Source organism: Micrococcaceae bacterium Sec5.1, assembly GCA_039636795.1.
In the GTDB taxonomy this organism is placed as follows: Bacteria; Actinomycetota; Actinomycetes; order Actinomycetales; family Micrococcaceae; genus Arthrobacter.
In genome coordinates this window covers 4089175-4106859 of sequence record CP143430.1, presented here as the reverse complement: position 1 = coordinate 4106859, position 17685 = coordinate 4089175, and the positions used below count along the sequence as shown (strand labels likewise).

Here is a 17685-nt window from a genome sequence, read left to right as displayed (position 1 = left end):
TACAGCAGCAACACATAAGCGCCCCTACGAAACGGTGGCGACGGTCACCGGGGCCACCACTGAGTAGGTGCTGGAATCACCCTGGATGGCCTGGCTTGCTTTGCCGTCGATGCTCACAGGAATGTCGCCGGCAATAGTGACGCGATTGAGCTTGCGCGGCTGCCCGTCGTAGTTGTCCGGGGCGTAGTGCTGGGTGATCCGGTTGTCGAACAGGACAACCTGGTTGGGCTCCCAATTCACGCGCACCACGTTCTCCGGGCGCGTCACATAAGCCTGCAGCAGCCGGATGATGTCCCGGGATTCAGTGTTGGACAAGCCCACGATCCGAAGCCGCTGCGCGAAGCCCCCAATGAACAATCCGCGCTCGCCGGTCAACGGGTGGACCCGCACCACGGGGTGGGCGGTTTCGAACTTCAGGCGGGTGAATTCCTTGCGTCGCTCTTCCGCGTTGGAATGCTCAAGGTTTTTGGGCACTGAGTAGTCGTAATCGTTGGTGTGGATGGCCCACAGGGTATCCGCGAAGTTGCGCAGTTCCTCCGGCAGGTCCTGGTAGGCGCCAGCGGAGGAAGCGATGAGCGTTTCCCCGCCGTAGGCAGGCAGGTCGATGCTCCGCAACGTGGAGGCCTGCGGCGGATTGACCACGAACGTCACGTCCGTGTGCCAGTTGTTCGCGGAGCCGTTCTCGCTGTCCACCGGCAAGACATTTTCTTCACCTTCCACGGACGCAACCGTGGGGTGCGCCTTGGTGAGCGGGCCGAAATGGCTCGCGAACTTCACCTGGGCTTCGTCGGTGAGGATGTTGGCTTCCCGGAATACCAGGGCCTTGTGCTCGTTGAGCGCGCCCCGGATCTGCGCGATCGTGTCCTCGCTGAGGTCTCCACTGATATCGAGTCCTCGGATTTCCGCGCCGATGCGGGAGCCTAGCTTGGCGAATTCAAGCTTGGTTTCGGTAATGACGGTCATTATTCTTTCCTTACTTTGTGATGGGTTGTGGCAGGTGCCACGGGGGTGGTTTTCAGTGTGCGTCCGCGCCCACGGCCGTCCGCCAGCGGGAGAAGTGGCGTTCCAGGGCGACCAACAGGAAGTTCACGCCAAGGCCCAGCAACGAGACTGTGAGGATGCCCGCGTACATATCAGGGATCAGGAAGCTGCTCTGCGCGTTCACGATCAAGTAGCCAAGTCCGGCCTTGGCGCCGACCATTTCGGCGGCGATCAGCACCAGGATGGACGCGGTGCCGGCCATCCGGATACCGGTAAAGATCGTTGGTACGGCCGACGGCAGGATGACCTTCTGGAAGAGCTGGAAACTGTTCAGTCCCAGCGAGCGCGCGGCCCGAATGAGCAGCGGATCCACGGTTTTCACGCCCGCAATCGTGTTGAGCAGCACCGGGAAGAAGGCCGCGTAAGCCACAATGCTGATCTTGGATTCCTCGCCGATGCCCAGCAGGAGCGTGAACACGGGCAGCAGGGCCAGTGCGGCCGTGTTGCGGAAGAGCTCCAGCAAGGGGTTGAGGACTGCGTTGAGCCGTCCATACCAGGCGATCAGGAGTCCCAGCAGCACACCTGCAACGAGCGCCGCCCCGAAACCGGTTACTGACCTGGTGAGGCTCGCTGCGATGTGGCCCTGGATGGTGCCCGCTTCAAAGAGCTTGCCCCATGCCAACAGCACATCGTGCAACGGTGGCAGGAATACTCTGGTGGACGGGCTGGCCAGATACGTCGGCCCGAGTTCCCACAGTGCCAGGAAGGCCAGGATGCCTGCGGACTTCCACACGCCTGAACCGGCTGCTGCCGTAACCCGGCGCACGGTGGCGAGGACCGCCGTCGAACGTTGCGCGGTGGTTTCCTGGGCAGTGGTGTCCTGCCCGGGTGCGGCAGCAGTACCGGAAGGCCCGACGGCGGTACCCGGCTCGCTCGTGACGCTTGCCTTGCGCGCTGCCGCCGCGGTTTCTGTCTGCGTCAATGTGGTGCTCATCAGGCCGCAGTCCTTTCACTGGTGACGGTTCCCTCTTTAGTGACGGTTGACGGTTCATCAGGTGCGCTGCCGTCCGGGAGGATCTTCCGGTGCCCCGCGTCCTGCGCACGACGGACCTCATCGTGCAGCAGCGTCCATACCTCATGCCGGTGCTCGACGAAGGCCGGGTGGGAGCGGATGTCGTCCTCGCCGTCGCGATCGGGGATGTTGATGTCCACAATTTCCTTCAGCCGGCCCGGCCGCGCGCTCAGCACAGCTACGCGCTCGCCGAGGTAAACGGCCTCGTCAATGCCGTGCGTGATGAACACGATCGTCTTGCCGGTGGCCTTCCAGATGCGCAGCAGTTCGTCCTGCAACTGTTCGCGGGTTTGCGCGTCCAATGCCGCGAAAGGCTCGTCCATCAGAAGGACGTCGGGCTCGTAAGCCAGGCTGCGGGCAATGGCAACACGTTGCTTCATGCCGCCGGAGAGCTCATGAGGATACCGGTCCTCGAACCCGGCCAACCCGACCAGTGCCAGATACTCCTTGGCCTTCGCTGCCCGTTCGCGCCGGTTCAGTTTCCTGCCGTCCGGCCCTGCTCCTTCCAGGCCGATGGACACGTTGGCCGAAGCTGTCCGCCAAGGAAACAGTGCATACTGCTGGAACACCACAGCGCGGTCCTTGCCGGGACCCGTCACAGGCTTGCCGTCAACGAGCACCTCGCCGGACGTGGGCGTCGAGAGACCCGCGAGCAGATCCAGCAGCGTGGTCTTTCCGGAACCGCTTGGCCCTACCAAGGTGAGGAACTCGCCGTCGCGCACGTCCAGACTCAGCGAATCGATGGCCGTGAGCGTCGTTGCGGCTGTGGACTTCGTAGCTCGGACCGTGAATTGCTTGGTCACATTGCGGAGGCTGATTTTGGCTGTCATGGCTATCCCTTCTTGGCTGCGTCAGTCGATGTGCTGCTCGTGGCGCCAGCGAGATCGTTGAATTCATTGGTGTAGTACTTGGACGGCGTGAGCGTGTCCTTCACGATCCCGGCGGAGTTCAGCCACGCCTCCCAGCGGGTAAAGTCCTCATCCTTGATCACACCGCTGTCCGGCACGCCCGGGCTCTTCCAGAACTTCAGGTTGGCCGTGCTCTCATTGCGTCCGCGGTTTTCGATGATCTTGGTGAAGCGGGCAATGACTTCGTCGCGGGGTGTTTCTGCTGCCCATTTGATGGCTTTAGCAACACCCGTCGTGAAGGTGCGGGTGGTGTTCGGGTTCTTTTCGATGAAGTCGTTCCGGAGCACGATCTGGCCGCCTGCGAAGTTGCCGAACAACTGCACATCGCTGAACAGCGAACGTAGTCCGCCAGCCTCGATGGCCCGGTCCTGCAGCACTCCACCAAGGGTTCCCGCGTCCACCTGGCCGCGGCGGATGGCTTCCTCGGTATCGTTCGGAGCCAACGGGACGAGCTGGACCTGCTTGATCTCGTCCTGGCTGAGACCGTTCTGCGTCAGGTACGAATTGATGACCGCTTCGTGGTGTGCGCCCAGTGTGTTGACCGCGATCTTCTTGCCGATCAGGTCACGCGGTCCCTTGATGGAGCTGTCCGCCTTCACGTAATAGCCGTTGAAGGTCTTCTCGTCCGAGCCGTAGTAGTTGACCACGGCCTTCACGGGGGCGCCCGCTTCGATGAGCTTCACCACCGCTCCGGAGAATGCGCCACCGAAGTCGGTCTGGTTGGTGGCTGCGGACTGGATGTCCTGGGGGCCGCTGGTGGTATTGCCCACCCAGTTCAGCTTCAGGTCGCCCAGATAGCCGAGGTCTGCAGCAAGCTCGGGGAAGGTCACGTTGTTGGCGGAGCCTTGGTAGCGGAGTTCCTTGACCTCGTTGCCGGGTTGGTTGGCTTGTCCGGCTTCGGCTGCACCGCCGCAGCCGGACACCGTCAGCGCTAGTACGACGGCGGCCGCGACGCTCAGCAGGGGCAGGTGCAGTTTCATGGGAGCTACTTTCGAATGATTGTGTTTCGGTTGGGGAGCCGTACGTTGACCGGCTTGGGAACGATGTAAGCCCATCTGCACCGCCGGTGGAAAGCTCCGCGGTCATGGTGGGAAACGGCGGGAAATGGCGGGAAATGCTGTGAAACAGCGGGCAACGGGGCGCAACGCGAAGCCATGAAATGCAATCGACGGAAACAAAGTCGCAGCATTGAGCCGAATGAAGAAGCGGATGGCGCGTGCCGCCGTCGGGCGGTCATACTGGGCGCGGGCACAGTCATAAGGGCTTTAGTTCGTATTGATCCTCACAACCGGGCGGATTTCTTCGCCCTGCGGGCCGCTTGCCGGATACGGTAGATACATGACGTCTAGCATCGCCGCCGAATCCATTCGGCCTACCCGCAATATTCCCGCCGATATCGCCCGCTCCTGGCTCCTTGTGAACGCCATGAAGACGGAGCTTTTTGACGAATCCGCGGGCTCACGGGCAGACGCCATCATCCTTGACATCGAAGACGCCGTTGACCCCTCCCAGAAGGACGCGGCCCGCGAGAACGTCGTGAACTGGCTGAGGTCCGGCGGCCAGGCATGGGTTCGCATCAATGACGCCACCAGCCCCTTCTGGGCCGACGACCTCGCCGGCCTCCGCGGCACCCCGGGCCTGCTCGGCGTGATGCTCGCCAAGACCGAGTCCGCGGACCAGGTCACGGAGTCCTACCACCGCATGGACGGCAAGACTCCCGTCATTGCACTGGTTGAGTCGGCCCTCGGCATCGAGGAAGCCAACCACATTGCCAAGGCCCAGGGTGCGTTCCGCCTGGCGTTCGGTTCCGGTGACTTCCGCCGCGACACCGGCATGGCCGCTACCCCCGAGGCCATGGCCTACCCGCGCGCCAAGCTCGTCGTTGCCAGCCGAGTGGGCAACCTGCCCGGCCCCATTGATGGCCCCACGGTCGGGACCAATCACCCCATCCTTCGCGAGCAGACCGGCATCACCGTAACCATGGGCATGACCGGCAAGCTGTGCCTGGCCATCGACCAGACCACCGTGATCAATGAGGTCATCAGCCCCACCCCGTCGGACGTTGCCTGGGCAACCGACTTCATGAGCGACTTCGAAGCCAACGGCAGGGTCATCCGAGACGGTTCGGACCTCCCACGCCTTGGCCGCGCCGAGAAGATTATGAAGCTCGCAGTTGCCTTCGGGGTTCAGCCCTCCCTGTAGCCATGCTGGTCCACGGCATAGCTTGGGACTCCTCTTCACCGGCTTTGAGGGTGCTGCGGCCGGACGGGGAGTTCACTGACGTTGCGTTGGCCCCGGGTTCAACCCTGGGCCTGCGCGTCCTGCCCGGCGTGTGGTGCCTTGGCCATACCAAGGTCCACGGGCCCGGCGACCGCACCCATGTTCCTTGCCGCAGCGGTTCCCCAGCCGAGCGTGGGAAGCAGTGCGGGGCCTGCTTTGCCCGGGACGATTCCCGGCTCATGCATGACTTCCACCGGGGCGGCACAGTGCCCGCCGGCCTCCGTGCTTACCTCATGCAGCCCCACTGGCTGTACGTTGCAACGTTCGCCAATGGGGCAACCAAGGTCGGAACCGCCTCGGCGCCGCGCAAGTGGAACCGGTTGGCCGAGCAAGGTGCCGTGCACGCTTCTTATGTTGCCCTCGCCGAGGACGGCCGGGTTGTTCGAGTGCTTGAGGACCTTGTGACCCGCGAACTTGGGCTCGTCCAGCAGGTCCGTTCCGCTGCCAAGGCGGCGTCGCTCGTTGAGCCGCGTCCCGGCGTCGAGCTTGTTGCCACCAATCGCCGCCATGCCGCACAGGTGCGCGGCTTGCTGAGCGGACTTGCCATGACCGGGTTCGCCCTTGTGGAGGAAGAGTGGGAGCGGCCGGCTTTGGCTGACCGGCTCTGCACCGTTCGTGCCGCCGGTTCTTCGCGCCACCCCTACCCGGCAGCGTTCGACGGCGGCGGGCATGGTTTGCGGATCCACTCACTTTCCGGTGCCATCGCCTTGGCCGGTCTCCCCGATGCCGAGGGCAACGAGGTTGAGGGCAGCTTCGTGGCGGACCTGGGCGCGTTGAAGGGACGAAAGATCGAGTTCGGCCCCCACGTCACGGAAATCCCCGCCCTGCAGGATTCGTTGTTCTAATTCCTTGTGGGACCTGGTGTGCGGGCTATTAATGGGTTTTGGGGCGTAGAGCGGGCCCCGCAACGGGCACCGGTAGACTTGGACGGTGCTGAACGAATTCTGGGCCACCTCGTCCACCGCCTACAAAACGCTGGTTTTCAGCGCCATGGGGCTCATCGCCGTCGGGCTCATCCTTTCCATCGCCGGAAACACAACCGGGAACCAGGGATTGGCCATTGCCTCCCTGCCCGTGATCGGCGTGGGGCTGCTGCTCCATGTCACAGGGCTCGTAGTTCGCGGCCAGAAGATCCGCAAGAGCTACAAGAAGTAGTCGCAACACCACCTGGGGTCCGCTGGCCCGATAGGGTTGGACCATGAGTATCAATCCGGACCTGCAGGGCCGAAGCTACCCTGCCGCAGAGGTTTACGACGTCGGCCGTGAGAAGATCCGCGAATTTGCGAAGGCCGTGAAGGCCAGCAATCCTGCGCACTTCGATGTTGAGACAGCACGTGCCATGGGCCACAGCGATCTTGTAGCCCCGCCGACGTTTGCCATCATTGTTGCCCAGCGCGCCGACGCCCAGCTTGTGGAGGACCCCGAGTCCGGCATCGACTTCTCCCGCGTGGTCCACGCGGACCAGCGCTTTACCCATCACCGCGCCATTGTGGCCGGGGACCGCCTCGTGGCTGAACTGCATGTTGACGGAGTACGGGCCATGGGCGGCGGCGCGATGATCACAACGCGCTCGGAGATTTTCGCCCTCGACGGCAACGATGACCGTGAAAAAGTAGCCACCACCACCTCGTCCATCCTGGTCCGCGGAGAGGGACAGTAACCATGAGCCCGAAATTCGAAGAACTGACGGTCGGCCAGGAAATCGGCACCCGCAGCATTGAGGTCACCCGCCAGGACCTGGTCAGGTACGCAGGCGCTTCGGGGGACTTCAACCCCATCCACTGGAATGAAGCTTTTGCGACCTCCGTTGAGCTGCCCGGCGTGATTGCCCACGGTATGTTCACCATGGGCTCGGCGGTGCAGCTTGTGAGCGACTGGGCAGGGGACCCCGCCGCCGTCGTTGATTACCAGACGCGCTTCACCAAGCCGGTCCTGGTCACTGACACCACCGGAACGGACGAGGCCGGTGCCGTTATCGATGTCACCGGTGTAGTGGGAGCGCTCGACGCCGAGGCCGGCACCGCGCGCATCGACCTCACCGTTGTAGCCGCCGGGCAGAAAGTCCTCATGAAGTCCCAAGCAGTCGTCAAGGTCTCTTGAACCAAGTGAGCAGTTCAATCCCCGTTAGGCTTGATGGGTGACCCAGACACTGCTTTCCCACCTGACCACGGCTGCCGTCGGCGGCCCCGCAGGAAACTATGTAGAGGCCCGTACCGAGGCTGAAATCATCGACGCCGTGCGCTCCGCTGACGCTGCGGGCGAGAAACTCCTCATCATTGGCGGCGGTTCCAACCTCCTGATCTCGGACGAGGGCTACCCCGGCACCGTCCTGAAGATTGCGTCCGAGGGCTTCACTGTGGACTCGGAAGACAGTTGCGGCGGCGTGTCCGTGGTGGTTCAGGCCGGCCATAATTGGGATGCACTGGTGGAGCACTCGGTCCTGCATGCTTGGTCCGGCCTTGAGGCTCTGTCCGGCATCCCGGGGGCCACAGGTGCCACGCCGGTGCAGAACGTGGGCGCGTATGGTGCGGACGTCTCGCAAACCATCGCCGCCGTGCGGACCTGGGACCGGCAACGCAATACAGTTCAGACGTTCACCAATTCAGAACTCAAGTTTGGCTACCGGGATTCCATCCTGAAGCAGACCACGGTGGAAGGTTCTCCGCGCTACGTGGTGCTGACTGTTGAGTTCCAATTGCCGCTGGGACGAATGAGCGCCCCCATCCGATACGGTGAACTCGCCCGCGTGCTGGGCGTGGAGGCGGGCAAACGTGCCTACTCCAACGATGTCCGCCGGGAAGTCCTCCGGCTCCGCGCGTCCAAAGGCATGGTCCTTGACGCCGCAGACCGCGACACTTACTCCACGGGCTCGTTCTTCACCAACCCGATCATTCCGGCTGAACGTGCCGCTGCCTTGCCGGAGAACGCGCCGAAGTACCCGGCAGGCGAGGACGGATTGGTAAAGCTTTCGGCTGCCTGGCTCATCGATCACGCGGGATTCGGTAAGGGTTTCGGACTCGATGAAACCAGTGTTTCCGGTGGCAGGGCATCCTTGTCCACCAAGCACACCTTGGCCATCACCAACCGTGGCTCGGCCTCGGCGTCGGATATGGTGGCTATCGCGCGCGAAGTGCGTGCCGGCGTCGTGAATCGCTTCGGCATTGAGCTGCACCCCGAACCGTTGCTGATCGGCGTTTCCCTCTAGCGCGACACAGCGAGCCGCGGCGGGACTAGCGTGTGCCTCGCACCGCGATAGGCAGGACTTTATTGAGCAGCAGGAAGGTCAGCCCGCAACTCACCGATCCCAGCAAGAAGATCTGGCTGAAGGCAATACTTTGCGGTGAAGGGCCGCTAGGCATGAAGAGCCCAGCCATGGCGAAGCCCACCAGGCCCAGGAGCATCACGATGGCACCCAGCAGGAAGCTGCGTACTTGTGCTGCGGCCGCGGGGTAGAACCAGGGTTCCGGAGTGTCGTCCCCGGGGTCGGCAACAGGTTGGATGGCGGCTGCGGTACCGATGAGCAGGGCGGCGGTGGCAGTCGCCACCAGCCCCGCCATCTGGATGACTTGCATGGCAGGCGTAAGGCTGACTCCGGTACCAACGGCCACAACGAGTCCCGTTCCAAGCCCGACGACGGCGCAGCACCAGCCGGCCGCCGCCAGCCATCGGCTGAGCGGCCGCACAAGCGGGGCAAGATCACCAAAGAGCATGAATCCATCCTAGGAAACGCTGCTGGAAGGCTGCTGGGAGCGCTTGCAAGGTTCCCTGTAACGGCAGGGCGCTTTTAGGATGGAGCATGCCTGCACCCGATACGCGTCCTGTTGCTGTAACCCCACGAGTCATGGGCCGCCTTCGGCTTGCCAGCCAAGGCCTACTCAATGGCGGTTTTGCCTCAGTGCCGGATGCGGTCCGCTGGATGACGGCCTTGCAGGCGCAGGACCTCGGATCCGCGCTGTGGGCTGTGGGGCAGCGTGTCCCCGGATCAGCCGCGTCCGACGTCCGCGCGGCCCTTGACGCCGGAACCATAGTCCGGTCATGGCCAATGCGGGGAACACTGCATCTGCTGGCACCGGAGGACCTCCGCTGGATCTTGCGAATCACCAGTCCGCGACTCATGAACTTGGTGGTAGGGCGGCATCGGGAGCTTGGCATCACCGCCGAGGACATCAGCCATTGCCGGGACATCGCACTCAAGACGCTGGAGTCCCTCAAGACGGCCGACGGCGGACGCGGCGCCACGCGCGAGCAGCTCTTTGAAGCCTTCGAGGAAGCCGGCCAGATCACCAAGGCCCAGCGTGGCATCCATCTGCTCGGGAGCCTGTGCCAGCGTGCGTGGCTCGTGCAAGGACCCATGGCTGGTTCACGCGGCAAAGTAGGCGTCCAACAGTTGTTTGTGCCCTTCGACGAGTGGATCAAGGATTCCAGGGACCTTGATCGCGAGGAAGGCATCGAGGAGCTCCTCTTGCGTTACGTCCGGAGCCACGGACCTGCGACGGTGAAGGATTTTGCCTGGTGGAGCCAAGTGCCGCTCACGGAAGCGCGCAAGGCCCTCGCCTCAATTCAGGACCGGCTGGTGGAGCTGCCCTTCGGCGGTGCCAGCTATTGGCTTTCGCCTGAAACAGCAGCACTGCTCGACGACGGCGTCCCCGGCTCGCGCGCCTTGCTGGCTCTTCCTGGCTTCGATGAATTCCTGCTCGGTTACCAGGACCGGAGCCTCGTCCTCGCGCCCGAGCATGCTGAATTGGTGGTGCCGGGCAAGAACGGCGTGTTCAAGCGAATCATCGTGGCCGGGGGAGAAGTGGTGGGCACTTGGGCAAGGACCGGCAACGGCAAGGCGCCCGGCGTTGTTCCTGAGCCGTTCGAAGGGCAGCTGGGGCCGGCTGCGGAGCGTTCGTTCCAGGCGCAGGGGCGGGCTTACTTGAAGTTCATGGCGGGCTGAGGCCCGGCCCTGTCCCAGCCAGCCAGCCTGTCCTGCCCCAGCCCGCCCTGTCATGGCACCGACACTCTCCTGACACCGTCCTAGCCCGTTGCTTAGCCGCTATTAAGTGGTTGGCCAACAACGAATAAGCGGCTCCCCAACGAAGTTGTCCACATACGGTTCTCAGGCCCTGCAAACGGGGCGCAGATGTTGGCCACGATAGTCCCATGCAACTACGAAAACTCGATGCCCTGATCACTGCACACTGGCCGGAATCCCCAGTGGCCTCGACTCCCGAGCTCGTTGGCGGCGGCCTCGGCGACCGCGTCCTCACGGCCGGTGTTCGGAATCGAAAGCTCCTCAGGTTGAGGCGGGGTGCGTACGTGCGCATGGATCAATGGCGCCGAAGCAAACCTTGGGAACAGGACCTGCTGCGGATCCAGGCCCACCAGTGCAGCACTCTGGGTGGAAGTATCTACAGCCATGTAAGCGCCGCCCGCCTCCACGGTTGCCACGAGTGGGAGGGCGGGCCGCTGGTACACGTGACGACGCCCTTCTCCCCGGCTAAGGCAAGTTCGGGAAGCGACGTCGCAGCCCATGCGGGATGTCTGGTCCCTGACGAGATTGTTCAAGTGCAGACGCCATGGCAGAGACCGGCGCAGACCACGACTCTGGAGCGCACGGCGATCGATTGTGCACGGACGCTGGACTTTGAACGGGCGGTTGTCATTGCCGATCATGCTCTTCGTCTCGGCGCAGATCCCGGGAAGATGCAGGATTATCTGGACAACGGCAGGATCACCCGTGGCACCCGTCGACTGCGCCGTGTCTTGGGGTTCATGGATGCAAGTTCCGAATCCGTCGGGGAGACCCGCACCCGGGTGCTTTTGGATAAGTGGGCGCCGTGTTGCAGTTGGATGTCGCGACGCCACTGGGCAACTATCGCGGAGATTTTGGCTGGGAGCAGCAGAAAGTGATTCTGGAGTTTGATGGCCGTGCCAAGTACTTCGAGTACGCACCAACGGAGGAAGTGATTTTCGAGGAGCGCAGGCGGGAGAAGGCACTCCAAGCCCAGGGGTGGAAAGTGGTCCGCATCGAATGGGACGATCTCAGCCGGCCTTGGGACGTGGACCGGAAGCTCAAGGAGGCGCTGGACGTACCACGGGTAGAACGTAGAAAACCCGCTGTTCCGTTGCTGGGCAGCAACGGAACAGCGGGTTGACGACGTAGAAGCGCGGAAAGGGCCTAGAGCTTGCCCGTCACGATGTTCAGCATGCGGCGCAGCGGCTCAGCTGCACCCCAGAGGAGCTGATCGCCCACGGTGAAGGCGCTGATGTACTCCGGGCCCATTTCGAGCTTGCGGATACGGCCAACGGGAATGTCAAGGGTGCCGGAGGCAGCCACAGGAGTGAGGTCCGCCATGGAGGCTTCCTTGGTATTCGGAACAACCTTGGCCCACTCGTTGTCCTTGGCCAGGAGGTTTTCGATCTCCGTGACGGACAGGTCTTCGCGCAGCTTGAGTGTGAGGGCCTGGGAGTGGGAACGCATGGCGCCGATGCGGATGCACAGGCCGTCCATGGCGATGTGGTTCTTGCCCGCGGTGCCCTTGCCCGTTCCGAGGATCTTGTTCGTCTCCACTCCAGCCTTCCACTCTTCCTTGGACTGGCCGTTGCCGAGGTCGGCATCGATCCAGGGAATCAGTGAGCCAGCCAGCGGAACGCCAAACTGGGTAGCGTCAACGCCAGTGCGCTGGGCAGCGAGGACCTTGTGGTCGATTTCCAGGATGGCCGAGGCCGGATCCTGCAGTTCGCTGCTTACCTCGTTGTTGAGGGTGCCGAATTGGTTCAGGAGCTCGCGCATGTGGCGGGCGCCGCCGCCGGAGGCAGCCTGGTACGTCATGGAGGTGCCCCATTCGACCAGGTTGTTCTTGAACAGTCCGCCAAGGCCCATGAGCATGCAGGAAACCGTACAGTTGCCGCCGATGTAGTCCTTCACGCCGCCGGACAGGCCGGCGTCGATGACGTCGCGGTTGATGGGGTCGAGCACGATGATCGAGTCGTCATTCATGCGCAGGGTGGAGGCAGCATCGATCCAGAGGCCATCCCAGCCGCGGCTACGGAGTTCGCCGTGAACCTGCTTGGTGTAGTCGCCACCTTGGGCGGTGACAATAATCGGCAGCTTGGCAAGCGTCTCAATATCGAACGCGTCCTCGAGCTTGCCAGCCCCGTCAGCAAAGGAAGGGGCGGCACCTCCTGCGTTCGAGGTGGAGAAAAATACCGGGTTGATGTTGGCGAAGTCGTTCTCGTCCTGCATACGTTGCATCAGGACGGAGCCGACCATGCCACGCCAACCGACCAGTCCAACGGACGGATTAGCTGCTGTAGTCATTTACCCAGTCTAAACTTTCGCAGCAAAGTGCCGCTGTTGGTTACGTCACGCACGCAATGCACGACGCCGGCACTCGCCCACAGCGGCAGGCAAGCCGGCACGCAGAGCCTAGCTCCCGGCGTCGGGCTCCTGCAGCAGGACGGCTTTGCGCTTGCGCAAGGCAAAGAACGCACCGAACGTGAAGACCTGCGTGACCACGATCAAGACAATGATGCCTAGGATGCGGTTGCCGCCAAGAATCATTGTCAGTCCAACAATGGCTGAGATCAGCGCGAAAAGCGGCAGCAGCATGTATCCCAGCACGAACAATGTTTCGGGTTTCTTCAGCATGCAGGCGTTCCTAGCTTTCCGTCCGGCGCCACGTGGTGAACCGGTATTGTGTGCCGTTCTTGGCCGTCAGCCAGCCCTCGGCGGGCGCGGCAGTATCAAAGGTCCAGTCGTCGCCGAGTTCAGGCGCGAACGTATCGCCGTCGAGGTCGGCGTCGATGATGGTGACGACGGCAACGTTGGCAATCCCCATCGACTGTTCAAAAATCTGGCCGCCGCCGATGATCCAAACCTTCTGGCCACCGGGTGCGAACTGGGATTCCAGCAAGGCTGCGTCCAGCGAGGAAACCACGACGGCGCCCTCGGCCTCAGGCGTAGAAGCCCACTCCGGGTGGCGGGTCACCACAATGTTGGTGCGCCCGGGCAGAGGCCGGTACTTGTCCGGGAACGATTCCCAGGTCTTGCGGCCCATGATGACGGGGTGTCCCGTGGTCAGCTGGCTGAAGTGCTTGAGGTCCTCGGGGAGGTGCCACGGCATGGAGCCGTCCTTGCCAATCACACCGGATGTGGTCTGGGCCCAGATCATGCCGATGCCGGTCATTTTGGCCGCGGTTTCCTGGGTGAAGATGACGCCGGGAAGCTGGGAAGGAGCGTCGGATGGAGGAGTGCTCATACCGCGATCGGCGCCTTGATGGTGGGGTGGTGCCGATAGCCAACAACTTCAAAGTCATCCAGCGTGTAGTCGAAGATGGAGTCCGGCTTGCGCAGGATTTTCAGCTGCGGATACTCGTACGGTTCACGGGCGAGCTGCTCGGTGACCTGCTCCACGTGGTTGTCGTAAATATGGACGTCGCCGCCCGTCCAGACGAACTCCCCGGGCTGAAGACCCAATTGTTGTGCGACCATGCATGTCAGCAAAGCGTAGGAGGCGATGTTGAAGGGGACCCCGAGGAAGGTGTCCGCAGAGCGCTGGTACAGCTGGCAGGACAACTTGCCGTCGGCTACGTAGAACTGAAAGAACGCGTGGCAGGGCGGCAGCGCCATGTCCTTGAGCTCGGCCACGTTCCAGGCGGAGACGATGTGTCGCCGGGAATCCGGGTTGGCAGCCAGATTGGCCATGAGCTCGGAGATTTGGTCGATGTGCCCACCGTCGGGCGTGGGCCAGCTGCGCCACTGCACACCGTACACGGGGCCGAGTTCGCCGTCCGCATCCGCCCATTCGTCCCAGATGGAAACGCCTTGGTCCTGCATCCACTTCACGTTCGAATCGCCGCGAAGGAACCACAGGAGCTCCACTGCCACGGATTTGAAGTGGACCCGCTTGGTGGTGATGAGCGGGAAGCTTTCGCTGAGGTCGAAGCGCAATTGGCGGCCGAAGACGCTTCGCGTTCCGGTTCCGGTGCGGTCCGACTTGTGCGTGCCGTTGGCCATGACGTCGCGCAGGAGGTCTTCATACGGGGTGGGGATGCTCACGAGTCCAGCTTACTGGTTTCGACCATGCGGGCCCTCAGTAGATCGATGAGTGTCTCGTCACCGATCCCGGCGCGACGTCTGTTCGTGGCTAGTCGTCAAAAGGCTTGACCTGTTCCACGGACACAATCTTCCGCTCAGAGCCACGGGCCACGTGGCAGACGATGACCTCGCCCGGAGAAAGGAACGGATCGGACGTTGGCAGCAAGCCCCGCAAAGCCGCGGACATGTGCTGGCCTAATTGGTTCAACACGGTGGGCAACGCCGGGCGATGCGTGCAAAGAGCGATTGGCACCTGCTTATCGAACAGGGCCTCCACCGTGGCGGCAGTTTTCCTGGGTGACCGGTTGTGGTTGTGCTCAGTGAGGGCTTCAACCAGCTTTACCTTCGCTCCGCTTGCCTTTGCGTAGGGGGCAATGGTTGCTACGCATCGGGTCCACGGGCTGGTAACTATCCGTTGCGGCTTCCACACTTCCAACAGGCGCTGGACGGCCGCGGCCTGGCGTTGCCCGGTGGCGGCCAGCGGACGTTCCCCTTCAGCCTTGGTCCATGAGGACCTGGGCTTTGCCTTTGCATGGCGGATCAGTACGAGCGGCCACGTATCGAGTTCGCCCCGGATGTGGGCCTTCTCGAGGTACTCGAGGGGCTCCACATCCGTGGGGTTGCTGAGGAAGGATGCAGCCCTGTCCGGGCTGCACCACATGACGCTGTCTACTTCCTTGCCGTCGGGTCGAAGCTGTTCGCCGTTGACCCGCATGGCCCAGTAGTGCACAACTTTCAGGCCAGCACTGACGTGGTAGTGAATGGGTGGCAACGGCACGCCGAGCGAACTGTTAAGGCCGATCTCTTCATGCACTTCACGGACGGCACACTGCGGAACTGTTTCGCCGTCGTCGAGCTTTCCTTTGGGCCAGGACCAATCGTCGTAGCGGGGCCTGTGGATCAGGAGCACCTCAAGGGCGCCCTTTTGAATCCGCCAAGGAATGGCACCGGCCGCAACAACGGCCACCCGTTCACCGGGGTGGTCCGTCTGATCCGCCACGGGGGTATCGCTTTTCAACTCGTTCCCTTACCGCCGGGCCGCTGCACGCTGGCGTGACCGGGAAGCAAGGAGCCAGGACTGCATGTCCAGCAGGGGCTTTCCTTCCTCGTCAAGGTGGTGCCTGGTCCAGTGACCTTGGTTGTCCAAGTGCCAACTCGCGGTTGCGTCGTCCACGTAACGGTTCATGAGGTCCACCACGGTTGCGGTGTCTTCCTTGCTGGCCAACTGGACGAGTGCCTCAACACGTCGGTCCAGGTTGCGGTGCATCATGTCTGCGGATCCGATGTACACCACGGGATCCCCACCGTTGGCAAAAGCAAAGACGCGGGAGTGTTCCAGGAATCGGCCGAGGATGGAGCGGACCGTGATGTTTTCGCTCAGGCCAGGTACGCCGGGCCGGAGGGAGCAGATCCCACGGACCACCACGTCCACCCTCACGCCGGCCTGTGAGGCGCGGTAGAGGGCGTCGATGATGGCTTCGTCCACCATGGAATTGACCTTGATCTGGACACGGGCAGGAACGCCGGCGCGGGCGTTGCGGATCTCCGCTTCGATCCTTTCGATCAGGCCGGCACGTACGGAACGCGGCGCCACGAGCAGGCGTTTGAACGTGGACTTCGGCGCGTATCCGGAGAGCTGGTTGAACAGCTTGGACAGGTCTTCGCCCACTTGCTCGTTGGCGGTGAGCAAGCCGAGGTCCTCGTAGTAGCGGGCCGTCCGGGGGTGGTAGTTGCCCGTACCGATGTGGCAATAGCGGCGCAGGCCATCCACTTCCTGCCGGACCACCAGGGACAACTTGCAGTGGGTCTTCAGGCCCACAATGCCGTACACAACGTGCACGCCAGCCTGTTCCAGCTTCCGGGCCCAGGAGATGTTTGCCTGCTCATCAAAGCGAGCCTTGATCTCCACCAGCGCCAGAACCTGCTTGCCAGCCTCTGCGGCGTCGATCAAGGCGTCAACGATCGGGGAGTCACCGGACGTCCTGTACAGGGTCTGCTTGATGGCCTGGACCTTGGGGTCCGCCGCCGCTTGCTCCAGGAATGCCTGAACCGAGGTGGAGAACGAGTCGTACGGGTGGTGGAGCAGGATGTCGCGGCGGCGCATGGCGGCAAACACGTTGGCCGCCTTGGACGTTTCGGATTCGTTGAGATACCGGGACGTGTGCGGAACATGCTTGGGGTAGTGGAGATCGGGGCGGTCAATGGCGCTGATCGCAGAGAGACCACGGAGGTCCAGGGGTGCGGGTACGGAGTAAACCTCGGACTCTTCCACGCCGAGTTCCCGGATAAGCAGAGCCTTGATGTTCGGGTTGATGTCCGTGGTGACTTCGAGGCGCACAGGAGGACCGAAACGGCGGCGCAGGAGTTCCTTCTCCAACGCCTGGAGGAGGTTCTCGGCGTCGTCTTCTTCTACCTCGAGGTCCTCGTTGCGGGTGACGCGGAAGGTGTGGTGCTCAAGGACTTCCATGCCGGGGAAGAGCTTGTCCAGGTGGACTGCGATGACTTCTTCCAACGCGATGAAGCGGGCAACGCGGCCAGGAATGGCACCTGCGCGTGGTCCATCAACGGAGATCAGGCGGGGCAGCTGGTCCGGAACCTTCACACGGGCGAAGAGTTCTTTGTCGCTGATGGGGTTGCTGACAATCACCGCAAGGTTCAGCGAGAGGCCGGAAATGTAGGGGAAGGGGTGCGCGGGATCCACGGCGAGGGGCGTCAGGATCGGGAAGACCTTCTCTTGGAACATGATGCTGATGCGGTGACGGGCATCTTCATCCAATTCATTCCAATGCATGATGTGGATGTGCTCGTAGGCCAAGGCAGGACGGATCTGCTCGGCGAAGACACGCGCGTGGCGTTCCTGTAGCTTGTGTGCCTCCTCGCCGATCTGCTCCAGAACCTCGATGGGGCTCAGGCCCGCGGGGGAGGGAACAGCAAGTCCGGTGGCGATGCGCCGCTTCAAACCGGCAACGCGGACCATGAAGAATTCGTCGAGGTTGGAGGCAAAGATCGACAGGAAATTCACGCGTTCCAGGAGGAAGAGGTCCGGATCCTCTGCGAGCTCCAAAACGCGGGAGTTGAATGCCAGCCAGCTGAGCTCACGATCCAGGAAACGGTCAGGCGAGATGTCGCCTTCGGGTTCCAGGCTCGGCGCAAATTCCGGGATGTCAATGCGGTCCTGGGTGGCTCGTGAGGCCGGGACTTCCGATGATCCGAAGCGTGGGGGCAATGTGGCGCCCTTCGAAGTGGATCCGGCGGTGCCGACGGGGTCCGGCTGCATGGGGGTTCTCCTAAGCTCAGGACTGGGGTTTCCTCCCACATTACAAGCAATTCCAGTGCCCGAATCCAAGAAGTCCCGGGCT

The 17685-nt window shown here is 62.7% G+C and carries 21 protein-coding genes; 8 read left to right on the top strand and 13 right to left on the bottom strand.

What is annotated here, in order from left to right; translation table 11 throughout:
- Positions 1-24: 24 nt before the first annotated feature.
- The 4 genes from VUN82_18770 to VUN82_18755 are packed head-to-tail and all read right to left on the bottom strand — an operon-like array spanning position 25 to position 3941.
- A complete protein-coding gene (locus VUN82_18770) occupies positions 25-963 on the bottom strand; it encodes a TauD/TfdA family dioxygenase (GenBank protein XAS71109.1) in 939 nt (312 codons plus the stop codon).
- Between the two features lie 52 nt (positions 964-1015).
- Positions 1016-1975 (bottom strand): ABC transporter permease, encoded by a 960-nt coding sequence (locus VUN82_18765; protein XAS71108.1) that lies wholly within the window; start codon positions 1973-1975, stop codon positions 1016-1018.
- Positions 1975-2883 carry an ABC transporter ATP-binding protein gene (locus VUN82_18760; GenBank protein XAS71107.1) on the bottom strand — a complete coding sequence of 303 codons (909 nt, stop codon included), beginning with the start codon at positions 2881-2883 and terminating at the stop codon, positions 1975-1977. The genes VUN82_18765 and VUN82_18760 overlap by 1 nt, the downstream gene beginning before the upstream one ends.
- Positions 2884-2885: 2 nt before the next feature.
- Positions 2886-3941, bottom strand: coding sequence for an ABC transporter substrate-binding protein (locus VUN82_18755; protein XAS71106.1), 1056 nt, complete (start codon positions 3939-3941; stop codon positions 2886-2888).
- Positions 3942-4299: 358 nt separating this feature from the next.
- On the opposite strand from VUN82_18755, the gene VUN82_18750 reads away from it, so the two are divergent.
- The gene (locus tag VUN82_18750; GenBank protein XAS71105.1) at positions 4300-5163 is read left to right on the top strand and encodes a CoA ester lyase; all 864 of its coding nucleotides are present in this window, start codon (positions 4300-4302) and stop codon (positions 5161-5163) included.
- 98 nt (positions 5164-5261) lie between these two features.
- Here the strand turns inward: VUN82_18750 and VUN82_18745 are convergent, their stop codons facing one another.
- Complete coding sequence (locus VUN82_18745; GenBank protein ID XAS71104.1) at positions 5262-5426, bottom strand: hypothetical protein; 165 nt, start codon at positions 5424-5426, stop codon at positions 5262-5264.
- Here VUN82_18745 and VUN82_18740 point away from each other — a divergent pair.
- The 5 genes from VUN82_18740 to VUN82_18720 all read left to right on the top strand — a co-directional run bounded on the left by VUN82_18740 (position 5421) and on the right by VUN82_18720 (position 8446).
- Positions 5421-6086 carry a DUF2797 domain-containing protein gene (locus tag VUN82_18740; GenBank protein ID XAS71103.1) on the top strand — a complete coding sequence of 222 codons (666 nt, stop codon included), beginning with the start codon at positions 5421-5423 and terminating at the stop codon, positions 6084-6086. The two genes, VUN82_18745 and VUN82_18740, sit on opposite strands and share 6 nt — an antisense overlap.
- An 85-nt stretch (positions 6087-6171) precedes the next feature.
- Entirely contained in the window at positions 6172-6396 is a 225-nt protein-coding gene (locus VUN82_18735) for a DUF3188 domain-containing protein (GenBank protein ID XAS71102.1), read from the top strand.
- Between the two features lie 43 nt (positions 6397-6439).
- Positions 6440-6901 (top strand): MaoC family dehydratase N-terminal domain-containing protein, encoded by a 462-nt coding sequence (locus VUN82_18730; protein ID XAS71101.1) that lies wholly within the window; start codon positions 6440-6442, stop codon positions 6899-6901.
- Positions 6902-6903: 2 nt separating this feature from the next.
- Positions 6904-7341 carry a MaoC family dehydratase gene (locus VUN82_18725; protein XAS71100.1) on the top strand — a complete coding sequence of 146 codons (438 nt, stop codon included), beginning with the start codon at positions 6904-6906 and terminating at the stop codon, positions 7339-7341.
- 37 nt (positions 7342-7378) lie between these two features.
- Complete coding sequence (locus tag VUN82_18720) at positions 7379-8446, top strand: UDP-N-acetylmuramate dehydrogenase (protein XAS71099.1); 1068 nt, start codon at positions 7379-7381, stop codon at positions 8444-8446.
- Positions 8447-8471: 25 nt separating this feature from the next.
- Here VUN82_18720 and VUN82_18715 read toward each other — a convergent pair whose 3' ends face one another.
- Complete coding sequence (locus VUN82_18715; GenBank protein XAS71098.1) at positions 8472-8951, bottom strand: hypothetical protein; 480 nt, start codon at positions 8949-8951, stop codon at positions 8472-8474.
- 86 nt (positions 8952-9037) lie between these two features.
- Here VUN82_18715 and VUN82_18710 point away from each other — a divergent pair, with 86 nt between their 5' ends.
- Complete coding sequence (locus VUN82_18710) at positions 9038-10180, top strand: winged helix DNA-binding domain-containing protein (GenBank protein XAS71097.1); 1143 nt, start codon at positions 9038-9040, stop codon at positions 10178-10180.
- Positions 10181-10392: 212 nt separating this feature from the next.
- On the opposite strand, the gene VUN82_18705 is transcribed toward VUN82_18710, so the two are convergent.
- Positions 10393-10791 (bottom strand): hypothetical protein, encoded by a 399-nt coding sequence (locus VUN82_18705; GenBank protein XAS71096.1) that lies wholly within the window; start codon positions 10789-10791, stop codon positions 10393-10395.
- Positions 10792-11063: 272 nt separating this feature from the next.
- Between VUN82_18705 and VUN82_18700 the strand changes: the two genes are divergently transcribed.
- Complete coding sequence (locus VUN82_18700) at positions 11064-11381, top strand: DUF559 domain-containing protein (protein XAS71095.1); 318 nt, start codon at positions 11064-11066, stop codon at positions 11379-11381.
- A 23-nt stretch (positions 11382-11404) separates the two neighbouring features.
- Here VUN82_18700 and asd read toward each other — a convergent pair whose 3' ends face one another.
- The 6 genes from asd to VUN82_18670 form a co-directional block, all read right to left on the bottom strand.
- Positions 11405-12547 (bottom strand): aspartate-semialdehyde dehydrogenase, encoded by a 1143-nt coding sequence (gene asd / locus VUN82_18695; protein ID XAS71094.1) that lies wholly within the window; start codon positions 12545-12547, stop codon positions 11405-11407.
- A gap of 108 nt (positions 12548-12655) precedes the next feature.
- On the bottom strand, positions 12656-12877 hold the full coding sequence (locus VUN82_18690; protein ID XAS71093.1) for an NF038396 family protein: 222 nt from the start codon (positions 12875-12877) through the stop codon (positions 12656-12658).
- A 10-nt stretch (positions 12878-12887) separates the two neighbouring features.
- Positions 12888-13487 (bottom strand): dihydrofolate reductase, encoded by a 600-nt coding sequence (locus VUN82_18685; GenBank protein XAS71092.1) that lies wholly within the window; start codon positions 13485-13487, stop codon positions 12888-12890.
- Positions 13484-14287 (bottom strand): thymidylate synthase, encoded by an 804-nt coding sequence (locus VUN82_18680; protein XAS71091.1) that lies wholly within the window; start codon positions 14285-14287, stop codon positions 13484-13486. The genes VUN82_18685 and VUN82_18680 overlap by 4 nt, the downstream gene beginning before the upstream one ends.
- Positions 14288-14375: 88 nt before the next feature.
- Complete coding sequence (locus VUN82_18675) at positions 14376-15344, bottom strand: NUDIX hydrolase (GenBank protein XAS71090.1); 969 nt, start codon at positions 15342-15344, stop codon at positions 14376-14378.
- 9 nt (positions 15345-15353) lie between these two features.
- Positions 15354-17603, bottom strand: coding sequence for an RNA degradosome polyphosphate kinase (locus VUN82_18670; protein XAS71089.1), 2250 nt, complete (start codon positions 17601-17603; stop codon positions 15354-15356).
- Positions 17604-17685 lie beyond the last annotated feature (82 nt).

Excerpts from the sequence above, each read along its gene's own strand:
- VUN82_18710 (XAS71097.1), top strand. The coding sequence starts at position 9,038 with ATGCCTGCACCCGATACGCGTCCTGTTGCTGTAACCCCACGAGTCATG.
- VUN82_18690 (XAS71093.1), bottom strand. The coding sequence starts at position 12,877 with ATGCTGAAGAAACCCGAAACATTGTTCGTGCTGGGATACATGCTGCTG.
- VUN82_18670 (XAS71089.1), bottom strand. The coding sequence starts at position 17,603 with ATGCAGCCGGACCCCGTCGGCACCGCCGGATCCACTTCGAAGGGCGCC.
- VUN82_18715 (XAS71098.1), bottom strand. The coding sequence starts at position 8,951 with ATGCTCTTTGGTGATCTTGCCCCGCTTGTGCGGCCGCTCAGCCGATGG.
- VUN82_18730 (XAS71101.1), top strand. The coding sequence starts at position 6,440 with ATGAGTATCAATCCGGACCTGCAGGGCCGAAGCTACCCTGCCGCAGAG.
- VUN82_18765 (XAS71108.1), bottom strand. The coding sequence starts at position 1,975 with ATGAGCACCACATTGACGCAGACAGAAACCGCGGCGGCAGCGCGCAAG.
- VUN82_18685 (XAS71092.1), bottom strand. The coding sequence starts at position 13,487 with ATGAGCACTCCTCCATCCGACGCTCCTTCCCAGCTTCCCGGCGTCATC.
- VUN82_18770 (XAS71109.1), bottom strand. The coding sequence starts at position 963 with ATGACCGTCATTACCGAAACCAAGCTTGAATTCGCCAAGCTAGGCTCC.
- VUN82_18740 (XAS71103.1), top strand. The coding sequence starts at position 5,421 with ATGCATGACTTCCACCGGGGCGGCACAGTGCCCGCCGGCCTCCGTGCT.
- asd (XAS71094.1), bottom strand. The coding sequence starts at position 12,547 with ATGACTACAGCAGCTAATCCGTCCGTTGGACTGGTCGGTTGGCGTGGC.
- VUN82_18725 (XAS71100.1), top strand. The coding sequence starts at position 6,904 with ATGAGCCCGAAATTCGAAGAACTGACGGTCGGCCAGGAAATCGGCACC.
- VUN82_18760 (XAS71107.1), bottom strand. The coding sequence starts at position 2,883 with ATGACAGCCAAAATCAGCCTCCGCAATGTGACCAAGCAATTCACGGTC.
- VUN82_18745 (XAS71104.1), bottom strand. The coding sequence starts at position 5,426 with ATGCATGAGCCGGGAATCGTCCCGGGCAAAGCAGGCCCCGCACTGCTT.
- VUN82_18750 (XAS71105.1), top strand. The coding sequence starts at position 4,300 with ATGACGTCTAGCATCGCCGCCGAATCCATTCGGCCTACCCGCAATATT.
- VUN82_18755 (XAS71106.1), bottom strand. The coding sequence starts at position 3,941 with ATGAAACTGCACCTGCCCCTGCTGAGCGTCGCGGCCGCCGTCGTACTA.